16 protein-coding genes are annotated in these 15,185 nt (G+C 65.9%); 8 read left to right on the forward strand and 8 right to left on the reverse strand.

Translation table 11 applies throughout. The features are described from left to right. The 7 genes from SPH52_RS21555 to pqqA all read right to left on the reverse strand — a co-directional run. Positions 1 to 590, reverse strand: a 590-nt coding sequence (locus SPH52_RS21555) for an alcohol dehydrogenase catalytic domain-containing protein (RefSeq protein ID WP_411797105.1), incomplete at its 3' end; no start/stop codon positions are given. A 149-nt stretch (positions 591 to 739) separates the two neighbouring features. Continuing rightward, positions 740 to 3,229: an insulinase family protein gene (locus SPH52_RS21560; protein WP_411797106.1), complete on the reverse strand. Its 2,490-nt coding sequence runs from the start codon at positions 3,227 to 3,229 to the stop codon at positions 740 to 742. After that, positions 3,226 to 4,377: a pyrroloquinoline quinone biosynthesis protein PqqE gene (gene pqqE, locus SPH52_RS21565; protein ID WP_411797107.1), complete on the reverse strand. Its 1,152-nt coding sequence runs from the start codon at positions 4,375 to 4,377 to the stop codon at positions 3,226 to 3,228. The genes SPH52_RS21560 and pqqE overlap by 4 nt, the downstream gene beginning before the upstream one ends. Next, complete coding sequence (gene pqqD / locus SPH52_RS21570; protein WP_411797108.1) at positions 4,370 to 4,654, reverse strand: pyrroloquinoline quinone biosynthesis peptide chaperone PqqD; 285 nt, start codon at positions 4,652 to 4,654, stop codon at positions 4,370 to 4,372. The genes pqqE and pqqD overlap by 8 nt, the downstream gene beginning before the upstream one ends. Next, on the reverse strand, positions 4,654 to 5,436 hold the full coding sequence (pqqC, locus tag SPH52_RS21575) for a pyrroloquinoline-quinone synthase PqqC (RefSeq protein ID WP_411797109.1): 783 nt from the start codon (positions 5,434 to 5,436) through the stop codon (positions 4,654 to 4,656). Before pqqC ends, pqqD begins: the two co-directional genes overlap by 1 nt. Before the next feature lie 67 nt (positions 5,437 to 5,503). Further along, positions 5,504 to 6,430 (reverse strand): pyrroloquinoline quinone biosynthesis protein PqqB, encoded by a 927-nt coding sequence (pqqB, locus tag SPH52_RS21580; RefSeq protein ID WP_411797110.1) that lies wholly within the window; start codon positions 6,428 to 6,430, stop codon positions 5,504 to 5,506. Positions 6,431 to 6,516: 86 nt separating this feature from the next. After that, the gene (gene pqqA / locus SPH52_RS21585) at positions 6,517 to 6,588 is read right to left on the reverse strand and encodes a pyrroloquinoline quinone precursor peptide PqqA (protein WP_081786101.1); all 72 of its coding nucleotides are present in this window, start codon (positions 6,586 to 6,588) and stop codon (positions 6,517 to 6,519) included. Between the two features lie 332 nt (positions 6,589 to 6,920). Between pqqA and SPH52_RS21590 the strand changes: the two genes are divergently transcribed. The 8 genes from SPH52_RS21590 (at position 6,921) to SPH52_RS21625 (ending at position 14,783) form a co-directional block, all read left to right on the forward strand. Next, the gene (locus tag SPH52_RS21590; protein WP_411797111.1) at positions 6,921 to 8,744 is read left to right on the forward strand and encodes a methanol/ethanol family PQQ-dependent dehydrogenase; all 1,824 of its coding nucleotides are present in this window, start codon (positions 6,921 to 6,923) and stop codon (positions 8,742 to 8,744) included. A 108-nt stretch (positions 8,745 to 8,852) separates the two neighbouring features. After that, positions 8,853 to 9,419 carry a c-type cytochrome gene (locus SPH52_RS21595; protein WP_411797112.1) on the forward strand — a complete coding sequence of 189 codons (567 nt, stop codon included), beginning with the start codon at positions 8,853 to 8,855 and terminating at the stop codon, positions 9,417 to 9,419. A 42-nt stretch (positions 9,420 to 9,461) separates the two neighbouring features. Beyond that, complete coding sequence (locus tag SPH52_RS21600) at positions 9,462 to 10,304, forward strand: quinoprotein dehydrogenase-associated putative ABC transporter substrate-binding protein (protein ID WP_411797113.1); 843 nt, start codon at positions 9,462 to 9,464, stop codon at positions 10,302 to 10,304. After that, entirely contained in the window at positions 10,301 to 10,948 is a 648-nt protein-coding gene (locus SPH52_RS21605; protein WP_411797114.1) for a hypothetical protein, read from the forward strand. Before SPH52_RS21600 ends, SPH52_RS21605 begins: the two co-directional genes overlap by 4 nt. Positions 10,949 to 11,009: 61 nt before the next feature. After that, on the forward strand, positions 11,010 to 12,221 hold the full coding sequence (locus tag SPH52_RS21610) for an ABC transporter substrate-binding protein (RefSeq protein ID WP_411797115.1): 1,212 nt from the start codon (positions 11,010 to 11,012) through the stop codon (positions 12,219 to 12,221). Continuing rightward, entirely contained in the window at positions 12,209 to 13,216 is a 1,008-nt protein-coding gene (locus SPH52_RS21615; RefSeq protein WP_411797116.1) for a PQQ-dependent catabolism-associated beta-propeller protein, read from the forward strand. The genes SPH52_RS21610 and SPH52_RS21615 overlap by 13 nt, the downstream gene beginning before the upstream one ends. After that, positions 13,213 to 13,983 carry an ABC transporter ATP-binding protein gene (locus tag SPH52_RS21620; protein ID WP_411797117.1) on the forward strand — a complete coding sequence of 257 codons (771 nt, stop codon included), beginning with the start codon at positions 13,213 to 13,215 and terminating at the stop codon, positions 13,981 to 13,983. The genes SPH52_RS21615 and SPH52_RS21620 overlap by 4 nt, the downstream gene beginning before the upstream one ends. Then, complete coding sequence (locus tag SPH52_RS21625; protein ID WP_411797118.1) at positions 13,980 to 14,783, forward strand: ABC transporter permease; 804 nt, start codon at positions 13,980 to 13,982, stop codon at positions 14,781 to 14,783. Before SPH52_RS21620 ends, SPH52_RS21625 begins: the two co-directional genes overlap by 4 nt. A gap of 4 nt (positions 14,784 to 14,787) precedes the next feature. On the opposite strand, the gene SPH52_RS21630 is transcribed toward SPH52_RS21625, so the two are convergent. Further along, complete coding sequence (locus SPH52_RS21630) at positions 14,788 to 15,183, reverse strand: c-type cytochrome (RefSeq protein WP_411797119.1); 396 nt, start codon at positions 15,181 to 15,183, stop codon at positions 14,788 to 14,790. Between the last annotated feature and the right edge of the window lie 2 nt (positions 15,184 to 15,185).

A 15,185-nucleotide genomic window follows, 5' to 3' on the forward strand; every position in this document is an offset into this window, starting at 1 on the left:
GCACCCAGGCCGAACACCGCCACGGTGGAGCCCGGCTCGACCTTGGCGGTGTTGAGCACCGCGCCGATGCCGGTGGTCACGCCGCAGCCGAGCAGACAGATCTTGTCCAGCGGCGCCTCCGGCGAGACCTTGGCCAGCGAGACCTCGGGCAGCACGGTGTACTCGCTGAAGGTGGAGCAGCCCATGTAGTGGTGCAGCATCTTGCCGTCGAGCGAGAAGCGAGAGCTGCCGTCGGGCATCAGGCCCTGGCCCTGGGTGGCGCGCACCGCCTGGCACAGGTTGGTCTTGCCCGAGCGGCAGAACTTGCACTTGCCGCACTCGGCGGTATAGAGCGGGATGACGTGGTCGCCGGGCTTGAGGCTGGTGACCCCTTCGCCCACCGCCTCGACGATGCCGGCGCCCTCGTGGCCCAGCACCGAGGGGAACAGCCCCTCCGGGTCGGCGCCGGAAAGGGTGAAGGCGTCGGTATGGCAGACGCTGGTCGCAACGATACGCACCAGGACTTCCCCGGCCCTGGGGTCCTGCACATCGATTTCGGTGAGCTCGAGGGGCTGGCCCGCGGCCATGGCGACGGCGGCGCGTGATTTCATGGCAGGTCTCCCTGGGTTGTTTGTTGTCGTGGGCCGCGTGAGGCCGTGAAAGGGTCGACGCTGATGACAGTCTAGGTGAGGCGGGGCAAACGGATTGTGACGTAGCGACACAACAGAGTTGCCTACCGGCAACATTGCTGCAGCGTGGTTTACGCGCTGGCTTCGTCCGGGCAGTGGAGCCACCAGCGCACTGCCAGGCAGCCCGCGGTGAGCTCGTTCGCCAGGGAGAGGAGATCGTCGGAATCCAGCTCCGCCAGCGCCTGCTCCTCGGCTTCCCAGGGTAGCGGCTGCCAGGGGGCGCAGGCGTTACCTGCCGCTTCCTGGCGGCGTAGCGCCTGCCATAGGCGGGCAATGGCTTCGGCGTGAGTCTCGGGGCGGCCGGCGTGGCTGAGCAGGCCGTGCCGGTGGCGTGCCATTTCCGCCGGGGAGAGCTGCACCAAGGCTTCACCCTGCCGGGTCAGAAAGTCGAGAATCGCCTGGCGCAGCTCACCGGCCTCGGTACCGGGGGATTGCACCACATAGCCCAGTCGCGGGAAGCCCGACGACTCGCGATAGCGCACCGCCGCCACGTAGCCCAAGGCACGGCGCTGCCGCATCTCGGAGTGGAAGGCGGCATCGTGGCACTGGGCCAACAGCTGCAGCAACCAGCGGCTGCGAGGGGTGTCGTCGGGGCCAGCGACTTCCAGCATGGCGGCATGGTCGTTGCCCTGGAAGTGCAGCCAGTGGGTATCTGCTTGCGCTTCATGATGCGGCTCGTCAGCCGGCGCTGGCGTGCTGGCCAGTCGCTCGGCCAGGTGCTGGATGATCGTCTCGGCCGCCTGTGTATCGGCCTTGCCGCTCACCCAGCCCAGCAGACGCCTGGGTCCGGCGGCATGTGCCGCTGAAGGTGGCAGGGTCTCGAGTCGTGCCAGCATGCGCTGGGCCAGCAGCCCTTCGGTGTGGCTGCTGGAAGTTAGCGGTGCCGTCTGCGGCCAGCAGGCCACGGCCAGTTCCACCAGCGTGTCGAGGCGCTCGGCCGTACCCGTGGCGATGAGCCAGTCGCCGCGGGCATCGCCCATACAGCTCAGCTGCATGCCATGGGCGGCAGCGGCCTGGCGCAGCGGCAGGGTGTTCTGACGCCACTGGGCCAGGCGTGCGGCCTGCTGCGACGCTGGTGCGGGCCAGCCCAGGCACAGGCTGCCCGGCGGCGTATCCGCCAGTTTCACCGGGTCGCCGCTCCAGAGCGTAAAACGCTCGTCCCGATGCAGCTGGCGCGGAGTCGGTTCGCTGGCACAAGGGCGGAGCGGGCGGATGGCAAGCGCGGGAGGTGCCCGCCAGGGCAGCGGCACGCTCTCGCTCGGCAGCGGTTGGACATGCCAGGCGGTGCCGGTTTCCGCCAGCGTCGCCCAGCGCTGCGGCGTGAGGGGAGATTGCCACAGCAGCCGGCATTGCTCGGGAGCGAGCCAAGGCAATAGCGACTCGGTAGACGCGTCGGCCGACTGGGGCATGTCTTGGGGACTGGCTACCAACTGAGTGGCATGTCGACGAGGCCAGGCATCGAGATCTACCGGAGCAGGGGGCAGGGAGGATAGCGGCTCGGCAAGCGCACGCTCCAGTGCGCTGCGACAGGCGGTCAGCATCGCCTGTACTACCTCCAGGTCGGGCGCCGGCGAGAGGCGCAGGGCCAGGGCGCGGCCCATCCCCTCAGGATTGAGTTTCACCTCGAGCCGGTCGAGCTCGGCGGCGGCCTGCAGGGTGGCGGCGAGGCGGCCATCCGCCAGCCGGGCTGCCACGCTGGCCAACCAGTCGGCATGCACCCTCACCTGCTCCTCGGGCAGGGGCCAGAAGAGCTCCAGCATCGTGGCGCTGGATCGGGTCTCGGGTGGATGCCAGGCCACACCGCCCGGCTCACTCCAGCGCCAGTTTCGCACCAGCCTCATGGTTTCTCGCGCCGGCAGTGCCGCGCCATGCCGTGCGAGCATCTCCAATTGCTCCTCGAGCGGTAGCGGCCCCAGCAAGACCAGCGCCATACGTTCGGCGCCGTAGTGCAGACGATGAAAATCGCGGAGCTGGGTGATCAGTCGCGCCGTGTCATCGCCCAGTGTCTGGCGGTTTCCGGCATGGCAGAGCCGGGTAGGATCTCCTTCGCGACAAAGCCGGCCAAGTGCTGCCAGTCGGTGCAGGGCGGGGTCGGCCAGCCGGGCCTGGAACTCCGCATCGAGCACCTCCACCTCCTGGGCGATGCGCTCAGCCTCGAACTGAGGGCGGGCCAGCATATCCACCAGCCGGGCCAGCCCTTCGTCGGCATCGTCGGGCGGCAGGTGCAGGTGTATGTCGGTGGCGGTTTCGTCGGTACGCGCGTTGTAGCGTCCGCCACGCTCGCCGACCCAGCGGGCCAGCTCGCCCGGGTCGGGGAAGTTTGTCGACCCCAGGAACAGGGCGTGTTCGAGCAGGTGGGCCAGGCCGCGGCAGTCGCCGGGCTCGTCCAGATAGCCCACGCCCACCGCACCGACCAGACGCTGCAGGCGAGCACCTGGCACCTCCGCTGCAGCGATAGTCAGGCCGCTTGCCAGCCGGGTTTCGCACAAGCGACTACCCGGCGGTAGCCCTGCGCGCCGGGCAGCCTCATCGTCCTTGGAGGCAGTCGTTGGAGCATTCATGTACGGCAGAACACTCGCGATTCGTGCACGTTGCGCAGGGTCAGCGCCTCCATGGAGGGTGTGCTGGCATCGGCCTCGCGGCGGGCGGCTTCGACAAGGTGGTGATCCGGCGACAGCGAGCAGACCGGGTCGGTGGCCGTGGCGTCGCCGGTCAGCAGGTAGGCCTGACAGCGGCAGCCGCCGACATCCTTGTGGCGTTCGTCACAGCTACGGCAGGGCTCGCTCATCCAGGCGTCGCCACGGTAGCGATTGAACGGCTCGCTGTCGTACCAGATCTCCCTGAGGCCAAGGTCGCGCACGTTGGGGAAGCTCATCGGCAGCATTCGCGCGCTGTGGCAGGGCAGCACCGCGCCGTCAGGGGCCACGGTCATGAAGATCGAACCCCAGCCGCCCATGCACGCCTTGGGACGATCGCCGTAATAGTCGGGCACCACGAACAGCAGGCGCATGTCGCGGCCGCGCTCGGCCAGACGTTCGCGCCAGCGGGCAGTGGTGGCTTCGGCGGCCTCAAGCTGCGCCCGGCTGGGCAACAGCCCCTCGCGATTCAGCTGCGCCCAGCCGTACATCTGGCAGTTGGCCAGCTCCACGGCGTCGGCACCCAACTCATCGCATAGGGCGATGATGTCGTCGAGGCGGTCGATGTTATGACGGTGCAACACCACATTGAGCACCATGGGGTAGCCAGCGGCCTTGACCGCTCGCGCCATGGCGAGCTTCTTGGCGTGGGCCTTGGGCGAGCCGGCCACCGCTGCGGCGACTTCGGGATCGGAGGCCTGCAGGCTGATCTGGATATGGTCGAGCCCGGCTTCGTGCAGGGCCGCGATGCGCGCCTCGTCGAGGCCCAGCCCGGAAGTGATCAGGTTGGTATAGAAGCCGAGCCGGCGTGCCTCGGCCACCAGTGTCTCGAGGTCCTGGCGCACCAGCGGCTCGCCGCCCGAAAAGCCCATCTGCACCGCGCCCATGGCGCGGGCCTGGGTCAGCACCTCGATCCACTCGGCGGTGGAGAGCTCCTCCTTCACCGCGGCGAAGTCGAGCGGGTTGGAGCAGTAGGCGCACTGCAGCGGGCAGCGATAGGTGAGCTCCGCAAGTAGCCACAGCGGGGCGCCGGTGGCGCCGTTGACGGCAGCGGTATGGGTACGGTCAGTCATGTTGGATCCACCCTTGTCGGGCGGCATCGAGCAGGAATTCATACACGTCCTGTTCGATCGCCGCGGCGGGAGCATCGGGGAACCGGGCCTGCAGGTTCGCTACCACGTTCGCCACGTCGCGCTGGCCGTCGAGCTGGGTGAGGATGGCGCCGGCACTGTCGTTGAGCTGCACCATGCCCTCGGGATAGAGCAGCACGTGGCGGCCCTGGGCCTCCTCCCACTGCAGGCGCCAGCCGGGGCGCAGGCGGTAGACGATGGCTGGTTCGATCATGGTCATCATAGCCCCCGGTGGTAGACGCGCCGGTCGGTGACGCTGTGGTAGGGCGGCCGCTCGAGCTGGTAGGCCAGAGTCATGGCATCGAGCATCGACCATAGCACGTCGAGCTTGAACTGCAGGATCTCCAGGGCGCGCTGCTGGGTAGCAGCGGTGGTGCACACCGACAACGCCACCTCCAGGCCGTGGTCTACATCGCGGCGCGCCTCCTTCAGGCGCTTGCGAAAGTAGCCGTAGCCGGCCTCGTCGATCCAGGGGTAGTGGGTCGGCCAGGTGTCGAGTCGACTCCTGTGTGCCTCGGGGGCAAACAGCTCGGTTAGCGAGGAGATAGCCGCTTCCTGCCAGCTTGCTCGGCGCACGAAATTGACGTAGGCATCCACCGCGAAGCGTACACCCGGCAGTACGTGCTCCTGAGCCCACAGCTCGTCGCGGGTCAGTCCCACCGCCTGGCCCAGGGTCAGCCAGGCCTCAATGCCGCCACCATCGTCGTCGTGACCGTCGTGGTCGAGCAGACGCTGGATCCAGCGCCGGCGCGTGGCGGCATCGGGGCAGTTGGCCAGCAGGGCGGCGTCCTTCTGGGGGATGTTGACCTGGTAATAGAAGCGGTTGGCCACCCAGCCACGTATCTGCTCCGGCGTGGCGCGCCCCTCGGCCATGTCGACCTGGTAAGGGTGATGGATATGGTAATAGGCGCCCTTGGCCAGCAGGGCCTCGCGGAAAGCCTCGGGAGAGAGGGCCGGCGCGTCGGTCTCGGCCGCGGCGAAAGGGGATGCGATAGAGCTCATGGGGCGCTTCCTTCCCTTGCATGGCGTAGTGATGATTATTGTTGTGACGTTATCCGAAGTCTCCGGTTCATATCTCCAGGCGCATGCCGTCGACAGCAACCTCAATGCCGGCTTCGCCCAGCATGGTTCGTTCGGGCGAGCGCTCATCGAGGATCGGGTTGGTGTTGTTGATATGGATCAGCACCCGGCGGGTGGTCGGCGGCAAACGCCCCAGCTCTTCCAGCAGACCGCCCGGCCCGGCCAGGGCCAGGTGACCCATGTCGGTGCCGGTCGACTTGCCCACCCCGGCACGTAGCAGTTCGTCGTCGTGCCACAGGGTGCCGTCGACCAACACGCAGTCCGCTTGGCTGAGGTAGCCGCGCACCCGCTCGTCGAGCCGGCCAAGTCCCGGCGCATAGAACAGCCGTGTGCCACGCTGGCGGTCCTCGATCAGCAGGCCGATGTTGTCGCCCGGGGTCGGTGCGCCGCGGCGCGGCGAGTAGGGCGGCGCGTTGCTGTCGAGTGCCACTGCGGTGAACGACAGGCCCGGGCAGGCAGGTACCTCGAACTCGGCCTCGAGGTGCGCTTCGTCGATGTCGATGGGCCGCCAGTTCAAGCCGCCCCAGTGCTCCAGCATGGTGAACAGCGGAAAACCGCTGCTCAGATCCTGATGCACGTTGGGTGTGCACCACACGTCGAAGGGGCATCCTTCGCGCAGCGACAGCAGGCCGGTGGCATGATCGATCTGCGCATCCACCAGCAGCACCCCGCTGATGCCGCTGTCGCGTGGGATCCTGCGCGGATGAAGCTCGGGGTTGGCGGCCAACTGGGTGCGGATGTCGGGCGAGGCGTTGCACAGTAGCCAGCGTTCGCCGTCGCTACTGATGGCGATCGACGATTGGGTTCGGGGGGTTGCCTCGATGCGGCCTTCTCTCAGGCCGCGACAGAGGGAACAGTTGCAGTTCCACTGGGGAAAACCGCCGCCTGCGGCTGCGCCCAGGACCAGTACATGCATGCAGAGCTCCCTGTCGGTGACAAACGAACGACCGGCTGACGCCCTAGATGAACGTCAGCCGGTCGATACTGCTTCATGCGTTGGGTTCAGCGATTGGAGATATATAGCGTGACTTCGAAACCGAGACGGAGATCGGTATAAGCAGGCTTGGTCCACATAGGAGGCCCTCCACGTTGGGTGGATTTCATTGCATGCACTCCCCAGTAAAGCAGCGAATTGCACTCTTGCCTTTCGACCTAAGTCGAAGAAAGAGATGTAAGCCACGAATGTAACGGCATGAAACGCCGCTGTGGTGCGGCTTGGTGGTTAAGTCAAAGGATTGTTGCCAAGGGGCAATAGTCTTTTGAGCTAAAAGCAGTGCCTAAATCACTACTGTTGCCCTGTGGTTACGCAAAGTTGTGCTAGACCTTCCAGAGTCAATACCTGAAATACAACTACACAAGATGTGCCGCTTCCCCAGGCACACCTTCAGTGAGACGGAGACGACGCCATGCTTAGGGAGACCGGTTACGGAATCGCGGCCATAGGGTTGTTGGCCGCGTCGGTGGCACATGCCAACCAGAATCAACTCGAGCTCCAGCAGAACCCGGAATACTGGGCGACCCAGCTGGGCAACTACCAGGGCAACCGTTTCAGTGAGCTGGACCAGATCAACCGCGACAACGTGGGTGAGCTACGCTCTGTCTGGCAGTTCTCCACTGGCGTACTGCGTGGCCATGAAGGTGGCCCCCTCTACGTCGGCGACGGCCGGCTATACATACATACCCCCTTCCCCAACAAGGTATTCGCCCTCGACCTGGAAGACGACGGGCGTGTGGTCTGGAGCTACGAGCCGGACCAGGACTCACGTGTCATACCGGTGATGTGCTGTGACACGGTCAATCGCGGGCTGGCCTACGCCGATGGCCGCCTGTTCCTCGGCCAGGCCGACAATACCCTGATCGCTCTGGATGCCGAGAGCGGTGAGCTGCTGTGGGACGTCAGCAATGGCGACCACACCGTTGGCGAGACCAATACCATGTCGCCGCTGGTGGTGCACGACAAGGTGTTGATAGGCGTCAGCGGCGGCGAGTACGGCATTCGTGGCCACATGACCGCTTACGACGTCGAGACCGGTGAACAGGTCTGGCGTGGCTACTCCACCGGGCCTGACGATGAAGTGCTGATCGATCCCGAGACCACCACCATGCTGGGTGAGCCCATCGGCGAGGCCGACCTCGGCGTCTCCACCTGGCCCGAGGGTGAGTGGGAGCGCGGCGGCGGCGCGCCCTGGGGCTGGGTCACCTACGACCCCGACCTCGACCTGGTCTACTACGGTACCGGCAACCCCGGCACCTGGAACCCCGAGCAGCGCACCAAGGATGGTGAGCCTGCCGACAACAAGTGGGCGATTACGGTATTTGCCCGTGATCCCAATGACGGGACGGTCAAGTGGGTCTACCAGAAGGTACCCTTCGACGAGTGGGACTACGACGGCGTCAACGAGAACCAACTGATCGACGTCGAGTACGAGGGCGAGCAGCGCAAGGGCCTGGCGATCATCGATCGTACCGGGTTCGGCTTCCTGCTCGACCGCGAAACCGGCGAACTGCTGGTGGCTGAGAAGTTCGCTCCCGAAACCAACTGGGCCGATGACTACGACATGGAGACCGGTCGGCCCAACGTCAACGAGGAGTACAGCACCTACCGCCAGGGTGTGAACGTCAATACCACTGACATCTGTCCTACCGCCATGGGCGCCAAGAACATGCAGCCGAGCGCCTACTCTCCGCGCACCGGGCTGATCTATGCCGGCATCAACCGGATCTGCATGAACTACGAGCCATTCGAAGCCGAGTACGTGGCCGGCCAGCCCTACGTCGGCGCCACCCTGACCATGATGCCTTCGCCGGCTCAGAACGGCGGCATGGAAGGCCGCATGGGCAGCTTCATCGCCTGGGATCCGGTAGCGGGTGAAACCGTGTGGGAAGTGGACGAGCGCTTCGCAGTGTGGAGCGGGGCATTGGCCACGGCCGGTGACCTGGCCTTCTACGGCACCCTCGAGGGCTATGTGAAGGCGGTGGACATCGAAAGCGGCGAGGAGCTGTGGCGCTTCAAGACTCCCTCCGGGATCATCGGCAATGTCAATACCTTCCAGCACGAGGGCAAGCAGTACGTGGCCGTGCTTTCCGGCGTTGGTGGCTGGGCCGGTATCGGGCTCGCGGCCGGCCTGGAGAACCCCGAGGACGGACTGGGTGCGGTGAGCGCTTTCTCCGCTCTGGGCGACTACACCAAGCTCGGTGGCGTGCTGACGGTCTTCGCCCTGCCGGACTGAGCCGGCTGGCTGGTGACCGGGCGGGTATGGCAGCCGCCATACTCGCCCACTCTCCTCTTCTCGGCGTGTCGTTTCCGGCGCGTCTGGAGCTGTAGAAGGAAGTCCTGCATGACGCTATCTGCACGTGCTTATCGCTGTTCTCTTTTCATGTTCGTCATTGGCCTGTTGGCATTGGGATTACCCGTGGCCGGCTTGGCCGACGAACATCGCATCACTGGCGAAGGGGTGGGTGCCTTCGTCGTCGAAGACGGCAAGGTCGACCCCGATACCTACCAGGGCTACATCGCCTATACCCGGTCCTGCATGGCCTGCCATGGTCCCGATGGCCTGGGCTCCTCCTTCGCACCCAACTTGATCCGAGTGGTCGAGCGCAGAGGCTGGGAGAACTTTGCCGGCACCATCGCCTCCGGGCGCGAGGTCCAGCCTGGCCAGGTGATGCCCTCCTTCGCCGATGATCCCTACGTCATGGGCAACATCCCCAAACTCTTCAGCTACCTGCGCGCGCGCGGCGAGGGTGGTCTTGGGCGCGGACGGCCACAGATCATCGAGTCGATGCAGGAGCAGGACGAGGAGAACGGCGAACGAGGAGATGAGGCCGAAGAAAAAGCCGAGCAAGATGGCAAAGAGGAGAAAGAGGAGAAAGACGAGGCTGCCGAGGAAGCGAACGCCGAGTAACGTAGCACTGTTCGCAAGGTTCTTTCCGCAAGCGGAGGATGCATGAGAGCAGCCTGTCGTCAGATGGTACGAGCCGTGACCCTGGTCCTTGGCCTGGTCACTTTCGGCGTCGCCGTCGCCGAACCTCCCGAGCGCCAGGAGCGCGAGACCCTGCGGGTCTGCGCCGACGGCAACAATCTTCCTTTCAGCAACCAGGCCGGTGAGGGCTTCGAGAACCGCATCGCCGAGCTGTTGGCCGAAGACCTGGGGGTACCGCTGACCTACGTGTGGGCGCCTCAGGTCATGGGCTTCGTACGGCATACCCTGGAGCTGCGTGTCTGCGACGTGATGATCGGTACCGTGGCCGGCTATGAGTTCGTCCAGAATACCAATGCCTACTACCGTTCGGTCTATGCCCTGGTGGTGCCCGAGGACTCCGAGCTCGAGGCGACCCGACTGAGCGACCCGGGTTTCGCCGGGCGGCGCATCGGCGTGGTGGCGGAGACCCCGCCGCTGGTGCCGCTGCGGCGCAGTGGGGCAAGGATCCAGGGCTATCCGCTGATGGTCGACACCCGGGTGCGCGCGCCGGTGCGCGACGCCATCGAGGACGTTGTCAACGGCAACACCGAGGGGGCTGTGCTGTGGGGGCCGCTGGCCGGCTACTACGCGGCCCGGCAGGACCCGCCGCTCAAGGTCATTCCTCTGGTCGACGACGACTCCGGGGCGCAGCTCGATTACCGCATCACCATGGGGGTGCGGCGCGGCGAGCCCCATTGGAAGGACCTCATCAACGATTTCATCGACCGTCACCAAGAGGAGATCGACGCCATCCTGATCGAATACGGGGTGCCGCTGCTCGACCGCCGTGGTCGGTTACTGGGCGTTGATGAGGGAGGTGACTCATGAACCGATTGGGTCGACTGCCTTCGTCACTGCTGTCGCTGGGATTCGCCATGGGCCTGACGCTGGCCGGTGTGGCCCAGGTCGAGGCCCAGCGGGCGGCGGCAGGGCCGCCGGACTGGCCCTGCGTGCAGCGCCTGATCCCCGAACTGGCCTGGGGCACCATGTGGACCGGGCCACCGCTGGACGAACTGGAGCAGTCCTGGTGGGAAGACGAGGAGATCGGACGGGTGGTGCGCTTTGCCACCTCGCGCTCGACTCCCGATGAGCAGGCGCTGGAACGGGTCCGGGAGTTCGTCGACTCGGTGGATGATGAGGACGCAGAGCAGCGGCTAACCCTGCTCTTTTCCGGTTTGTTCGAACTCACCGACCGCGAACGCAGGCGCACCATCGAGGGGATTCGCCGAGCCTCCCGGGCGCAGCTGACACGCCTGGAGACGATTTCCGCCATGGTCGACGAGCTGGAGGAACGGCGTGCCGCCGACGAGGCGGATCAGGTCGGAATAGAGCAACTCTCCGAGACGCTGTTCTGGGAGCAGCGGACTTTCCAGCAGCGCCAGCAGGCGCTCCCGGCCATGTGCGACCAGCCCTACCTGCTGGAAGAGAAGCTGTCGCGGATGGTGCGGGTCATCATGGCACGCATGCCGTGAAGGGGCTGTAGTGGGAAGCATAACGACAACAGTGGCAGCGCAGACTGCCTGAGGAGCACGCATGACAACTCTACCGCGTTCCCTTCGCTGGCTGGCGATGGGTGGGCTGGTCTGCGGCCTAGGGTGGCCGACGTTGCTGCCTGCCGATACGCCGACTCCCATCGTCGTGGGTTACCTGGGCATGGAGCGACCCGATGACCAGGAGCCGCTCTCGGTGCTCGATCCGGTACTCGATGACGAAGGGGTTCAGGGCGCCCGCCTGGGCATCAACGACAACAACGCCTCGGCCCAGTTCCTGGGACAGGAGTTCGTCCTTCACGAGGTAGAGGTGGCCCAGGGAGAAGATATCGGCGAAGCCCTGGAGAGCCTGATCGAGCAGGGCGCGGAGTGGATCGTCAGCGGCCTGCCCGGTGAGGCATTGAGCGAGCTGATGGCACACCCCGCCCGCGGCGACCGCGTCGTGTTCAATGCCTGGGCGCCGGACGACGAGCTGCGCGGCGAGGCGTGCCACCCCGAGCTCTACCACACCACCCCCAGCCGGCGCATGCTGGCCGATGCCCTGGCCCAGTTCCTCGGCTTCAAGCAGTGGAATCGCTGGGCGCTGGTCTACGGCAACACCGACGAGGATCGCATCCTCGCCGACGTGCTGCGTGCCTCGGCCGAGCGCTATGGCCACCGTATCGTGGGCGACCAGATGTGGCCACACGACCCCCTGGCGCGCCGCGCCGAGGGTGGCTTCCATGCCATCCAGCGCGAAATCCCGGTGTTCGTGCAGGAGCTGCCCGAGCACGACGTGCTGGTGATCGCCGACGAAACCGACTACTTCGGCGAATATTTCCCCTATCAGACCTGGGCGCCGCGCCCGGTGGTGGGCACCCAGGGGCTGATCGCCACACCCTGGCATCGCGCCCATGAATCCTGGGGAGCGGTACAGCTGCAGCGTCGCTTCGAGAAGCTCGCCGACCGCTGGATGACGCCGCGCGACTTCGGTGCCTGGCTGGCGGTGCGTTCGCTGGGCGAGGCGGCCGCCAGGACCGGTTCCGTCGAGCGCCAGGCAATCCTCGAGTACATGCTCAGCGAGGAGTTCGAACTCGCTGGCTATCTGGGCTTCCCGGTCAGCTATCGCACCTGGAATCACCAGCTGCGCCAGCCCATCCTGATCACCGGGCCGCGCATGGTGGCCTCGGTGTCGCCACAGGAGGGCTACCTGCATCCACGCACGCCACTCGATGCATTGGGCGCCGACGAGGGGGAATCGACATGCCGTTTCTGAACCAAGGGAACACAATATTTTCCTTCAAGCATGCCGCTCTCGGACTGGTGCTGGGCAGCCTGCTGATGTTGCCTTTGGCCGCCCAGGCCGAGCGCATCTTCGTCTCTAACGAGAAGGACAACACCATTTCGGTCATCGATGGGGTGAGCCTCGAGGTGGTGGAGACCATTAGCGTCGGCCGCCGCCCACGCTCGATGGCCTTCAGCAGCGACGGCAGCGAGCTGTTCGTGGCGGTGGGCGACGACGAGGCCATCGACATGATCGACTTGGAGACGCTGCAGGTAGTGCGCAGCCAGTCCTCGGGCGATGACCCGGAGGTGATTCGCGTCGACCCCAACCGGCCCTACATCTATGTCTCCAATGAGGACGACAACATCGTCTCGGTGCTCGACTACGAGCGGCGCACCTTGGTCACCGAGATCCCGGTGGGCGTCGAGCCCGAGGGGCTCGGCATCAGCCCCGACGGGCGCTGGCTGGTCTCCACCACCGAAACCTCCAATATGGCGCACATCATCGACCTCGAGATCATGGAGTCGGTGCACCATCGCCTGGTGGGGGCTCGACCGCGACACGCCGAGTTCAACCACGACGGCAGCGAGGCCTGGGTCTCCTCGGAGATCGCCGGCACCGTAACGATTCTCGACATGGAGGAGACCTTCGACGTCAAGCACACCATACGCTTCGACGTGCCCGGCGTACCGCGGGAAACCGTGCAGGCGGTGGGTGTCGTGTTGACCTCCGACGGCCGCTACGCCTTTGTCGCCCTGGGCCCCTCCAACCGGGTCGCGGTGGTCGACCAGCAGAGCTACGAGGTGCTCGACTACATCCTGGTCGGCCAGCGGGTGTGGCACCTGGCGCTCAACGGCGACGAGAGCCGGCTCTACACCACCAACGGGGTCAGCGGTGACGTCACCATGATCGAGGTGGACGGCCTGCGGGCGGTCAAGTCGATTCCGGTGGGGCGCTTCCCATGGGGTGTGATCGTCGAGCCGTGAGTGAAGCAAGCCTCCACCGCGAGGAGCCAGCGCCTGCCCTCGAGATCGGCCGACTGAGCTTTGCCTATGGTGCCAAGCTGGCGCTCGATGACATTTCCCTGGCCGTGGCGGCCGGGGAATTCGTCGTGCTGCTTGGGCCCAACGGCGCTGGCAAGACCACCCTGTTCTCGCTGATTACCCGGCTGCACGACCGCCGCAGGGGCGAGATCCGCATCGGCGGCTTCGACGTGCGACGCCAGGCGGTGCAGGCCCATGCCCGCATCGGCGTGGTCTTCCAGCAACCAACCCTGGATCTCGATCTCAGCGTGGCACAGAACCTCGCTTATCACGGCGCCCTGCATGGCATGGGAATCGGCGAAGCTCGGCTGCGCGGAGAGGCGCAGCTAGAACGGGTAGGGCTTGCCGATCAACGCCGCACGCGGGTACGTCAGCTCTCCGGCGGCCAGCGGCGGCGGGTGGAGATCGCCCGCGGGTTGATGCACTCGCCGCGCATGCTGCTGCTCGACGAGCCCACCGTGGGGCTTGACATCGCCTCGCGCCGCGATCTCGTCGAGCACGCTCACCGGCTGTGTGTCGAGGAGGGGGTGGCGGTGCTGTGGGCCACTCACCTGATCGATGAGGTGCGTCCCGGTGACCGGGTGCTGGTGTTGCACCGTGGTCGCTTGCTGGCCGACGAACGGGCCGAGGCACTGCCCTCCCGGCTCGGCGTAGGCAGTCTGGGCGAGGCTTTCGACCGCCTGGTGGATGGGGAGGAAACAAGCGAATGATGGCATGGCTGCACTGCCTGCGTGGCGTAGTGGGGCGTGAACTGTTGCGCTTCGTGCACCAGCGCAGCCGCTTCCTCGCCGCCCTGGTGCGTCCGCTGGTGTGGCTATTCGTGTTCGCCGCCGGTTTCCGCATGGCGTTGGGCGTGGCCATGACCGAGCCCTACCAGACCTACATCCTCTACGAGGTCTACATCGTGCCGGGGCTGGTAGGCATGATTCAGCTGTTCAACGGTATGCAGAGCTCGTTGTCCATGGTCTACGACCGCGAGATGGGCAGCATGCGGGTGCTGCTGGTCAGCCCCTTCCCGCGCTGGTACCTGCTGGTGTGCAGGCTGCTGGCCAGCACCCTGGTGTCGGTGGTGCAGGTCTACGTGTTCCTCGCCATCGCCTGGACCTACGGCATCCAGGCGCCCGTGATGGGCTACCTCTACCTGCTGCCGGCACTGCTGGTGACCGGCTTCATGGTCGGTGCCCTGGGGCTGCTGCTCTCTTCCTTCATCCGCCAGTTGGAGAATTTCGCCGGGGTGATGAACTTCGTCATCTTCCCGATGTTCTTCCTCTCCTCGGCGCTCTACCCGCTGTGGCGCATCCGCGAGGGCAGCTATCTGGTCTACCAGATCGCCGCGCTCAACCCCTTCACCCATGCCGTGGAGATGATCCGCTTCGCCATGTACGAGCGCTTCAACGCTGATGCGGTGATGATCAGCGTGACGGTTGCGCTGGTGCTGCTGGCGCTGGCGATACTCGGTTATAACCCTTCCCGCGGCATGATGGCCCGCAAGGGGCCTGCCGGTGACTGAGTGCTCAGGGCGCGGCGATGCTCTCCAGGTAGTCGATGATGCGCTGGCGCGAGCGCTCGTCGAGCCCCCACAGCACCATGCGAGTGCCGGGCAGGAAGCTGTCTGGGCCGGCGAGGAAGGCGTCGAGGGTATCGCGGTTCCACACCAGATCGGCTTCCTCGAGGACCGCGGAGTAGTCGAAGTCATCGAGGCTGCCGGCCGGTCGGCCGATCAGGGCGTGCAGGCTGGGGCCGGCCAGGTGCTGGCCGGGCTCGACGCTGTGGCAGCCGATGCACTGCGAGCGGAACAGGCGTTCGCCCTGGGTGTGTTCGGCAGCGGTACCTGGCGTGGTTGTGAACGGTATGACCAGCAGTGCCAGGACTGTTGGCGGCAGGCCGAAAAGCCGACGAGAGCGCGACACGG

The organism is Halomonas sp. A29 (assembly GCF_046723295.1).
GTDB lineage: Bacteria > Pseudomonadota > Gammaproteobacteria > Pseudomonadales > Halomonadaceae > Halomonas.